3 protein-coding genes are annotated in these 3,548 nt (G+C 40.2%); all 3 read right to left on the reverse strand.

Annotation, left to right across the window (positions count from 1 at the left end; translation table 11 throughout):
- Positions 1–212 precede the first annotated feature (212 nt).
- Entirely contained in the window at positions 213–695 is a 483-nt protein-coding gene (locus tag AC23N5_RS31300; protein ID WP_487758543.1) for a helix-turn-helix domain-containing protein, read from the reverse strand.
- A 546-nt stretch (positions 696–1,241) separates the two neighbouring features.
- On the reverse strand, positions 1,242–2,294 hold the full coding sequence (locus AC23N5_RS31305) for an alpha/beta fold hydrolase (protein ID WP_487758544.1): 1,053 nt from the start codon (positions 2,292–2,294) through the stop codon (positions 1,242–1,244).
- 23 nt (positions 2,295–2,317) lie between these two features.
- Entirely contained in the window at positions 2,318–3,466 is a 1,149-nt protein-coding gene (locus AC23N5_RS31310; protein ID WP_487758545.1) for an ATP-binding protein, read from the reverse strand.
- Positions 3,467–3,548: the final 82 nt, after the last annotated feature.

The raw sequence follows: 3,548 nt of genomic DNA on the forward strand, positions 1-3,548 counted from the left end.
TCGGTGGTGCATCACCAGCAAAAATATGACAAAAATTATACTCGCACGCTTGCATAAACCATAGAAATCCGTGCGATAGGTGTTTTCATAGCCTATCTTCACAGGAGCAATAGGCCTGTGGCCTATCGGAGCCCATTTACGACTCAATTCTGTGCGTGTACCCGCCCTAAGTTCATCATGGAAAAATATGAGCTCATCAGCATAGCTTTGCCTTAGATCTTTGAATTTTTTTTAAATTCTTCTATGGCCCCAGCTTGCTGACGAACATTGACTGGGCGGCCCGTTTTTAGTTTGATTTTTAGGCGTTTACATAAGTCGCTTACTCCACCAATAGTATAACTTACGCCCAAATTGTTTTTTAAATAGGCTTGTATGTCGGCTAATGTTTCGGCTTGGTCATCTAGTAAAAATTGACGAAGTTGGGTTAGCTGAACACTACTTAACTTACCCCAATATCCCCAAGATGGCTTTTTTTGCAAGCCTGCAAGTCCTTCTTGCTGGTAAATGCGCCAAAGCCGTTGGGACTGACGTTCACATAAACCAATCAATTGACCAGCACCAGATTGTGTTTTTGCTTCGCCGCTTTTCAACAAGCGAATAAAACGCACTCGATCTCTAATCAAAGACAAGGAGCTCTTGCGCTCTTGTTCTAACAGGTAATCTATACTTTCGTGTATCTTTGAGTCGTAATTCATAAGGCAAATATACGCCTTTCCATTTCTGAATTAGTATAAGATAAATGAGGCTTGGGAATATTTAATAAGTAGCCAAGAGGCTATCGCTGCTTCCATAAGAAATCATCCATTTGGAGGAGAACATCTTACTAAATTAGCTTACAAATTTAATCTTTACGAAAAACTGCTATTTCCTGAGGTTTTATTTTCGAGCTATGGTGCTATTGTTAAAACGACTGAATGTTCTATCTGCTATCAATCATATCAGAATTGCGATCATATAAAAGGTTATGCTTATATGGGTAAAATATGCGTTGAAATTATAAATAAGATTGATATGCTAGAAGAAGTATCTATAGTTGAAAACCCAGCAAATAAAAGATGTAGAGTAACTTCAAAAACTGAAAATGGTGTTCAAAGGGATGTTTTTACTAATAGAGAAATAGTCTAGAAATGTATATCATAAAGCAAAATTTAAATCTGTATTTTCAAAAGAATAGTTGTTTTTTTAAATTTAAGTAATTAATAGTCGAAATTGTCCTTTTATATTCAAATTTGGAAGGTCTTTTAATGCCCTGAAACCCTTTTCAAAAACGCTGTAATATCCTCTAAAAACTCTTTGGGTTTCTCGTAGTGGACATTGTGTCCTGTATTTGGATAAATTTTGTGTGTGATGAATTTTGAATGTTGCTGTTGTAAGGCAGCGTTATCCTTCTCGAAGGGAAAAAGGTCGTTGGGGGACGTTGGATCGATGATAAGAAGAGGAACGTGCAGGTTTCGATAAATAATTTTTGGTTCAATCAGTGACATTGATTTTCCAAACAAAGATGCTTTGGTAGGACGTAAAATGGTTTCTTTAAACTCAACCTCGTTGCGCATGTGAAATAGCTTCTCGACACCCGCCCCAATCGTCCATTTACCCTCCGAATCCTTTCCTAGCCAAGCCAACAGCTCAAACTGAGTGCCCGACGACGAATAATCGTAATAGGCTTTGTATGCCTCAAATTCTGTGTCAAAAGTAGCAGAGGCAAATCTATCCGTAAATATACTTTTTACTTGAGCATTCAACGAGCTATCAGGTAGTTGATGGTAGTGGGTGTTGGTGGCTACCGACCCGCCGTCTTCGAGGACCAAGCCTAGTACCTTTTCGGGATAAGCGTCATAAAATGCCGTAGCAATGAAACCTCCCCTTGACCAGCCTCCAATGACCGCTTTGGGCAGTTTTTTGACCGACATCAGGGTGTTAATATCGTCGGCGACGTGATAAAGCGAGACGTCGTGAGTGGGAATGGGAGTTTGGCCGTGACCGTAATAATCAATCGCAAAGACGTAATACCCTTTTTGAACCAATTCTTTTGCAAGGTCAGCAAATTCGTAGGCATTAGTGAAGCTACCATGCACCCAAATGAAGGGGGTATGTCGCGGATTTCCCCATTCGAGGTAGTGCATTTTTACGTTTTTGGTATGCACGAACCCGCCGTGTTTTTTCTCAAATTGTGTAAAATCAACCCGAGCACTATCGTACTTGGCTTTGATATTAACTGGGTGAGAAGGGCTTTCTTGCGACCAAAGTAGGAGGGAAGAGAAGCTAAAAAACAAAAGGAATAACAATAGTCGCATGGTGTGGAAAAGCTGACAAGAGATTATAAAACCTTCCAGTAACCGCCATTATCGGGGCCAATCCGTTCGATTTTATTTTCTTTTTTAAGTTTCTCAATGGCACGTTCTACTGAACGAATGGCAACTCCTGTTTCTTTAGCCAATGCAGGAATTGTTATTTCAGGGGTTTCCCTCATTAATGCCAAGATTTTCACCGACGTTTTCACCGACGTTTTCACCGACGTTTTCTCCGACGTAAAATGCACTTCAATCCCTCCCCAGTAAAATTCATAGGTAGGAACTGGTACATTTGCTTTTGCACATTCGTTGAGAATTTTATAAATCCCCCTTCCCCAAGATTCAATCATCCCTGTTCTAAAAAACGTATTGGCAATATCTGGATTAGTAGGGCTTGAAGAGTGAATATTTAAGAATTTTTCCACGCTCCATCCTTCGGGAATATGTCCTGTATTCCATAGCGAAAGCTGATGGTCATAGACCTTGATTTGAATCGGATTGCCGCTGCTGTAATCTTTGTGTGCCACGGCATTGAGCAGGGCTTCGCGCAAAGCGGCTTCGGGAAAAGGGTAAGTTTCAATACGCCCAATGCCTTCATAGCTCACAATGGCCCGCATATACTTAGTCAATAGCAAGTCCATTGTTTTTTCGACTTGCTCAAAAAGCGTTCCGTGAATTTCATCCTGATACAGCAAATCAACTTCATTTTCAAAAAAGCCGATTTTGATATAAGCCCCCGTGATGTACTTTTCAGGGTCAGGATGGAAAAGCAATACAGCTGCCCGTTTGAGGTGCTGGTTTTCAAATAACCTTAAATGTTCCAACAATGCTTCGTTGCTTGCTTCCAAGACCGATTCTTCGACACGTTTGGAACGAGAAGCCCTTTTTCTGAAATTTTCAAATGCTCGGCTGTCTAAGTCGTTGATATTAACGTTTAGAACGGGAACACTATCCCAATGGCGCCCAGTTTTTTGAAGGATAAACTTGTTGAGGGCGGTGCCTTTCAATTCTTGTTTAGTGCTTCCGCTACGGTAATGATATTGGCCTTTATAATTGACAGGGTATGGGTAAGGCTCAACGGTTATTTCAAGAAAAGATAACCCATTTTCTTCAAGCATATTTACATCTACAACAATACCGAGTACATCCCTAACTTTATTTGGAATGTCTTCCATAAGTTTAGGGATCAAAACCAAAATTTGTGGAGCAACTTGGATTAAGCATATAACTGCGTTAGCCGATAAAGGAAAAATTCCA

The organism is Runella sp. R5_40, assembly GCF_057652295.1.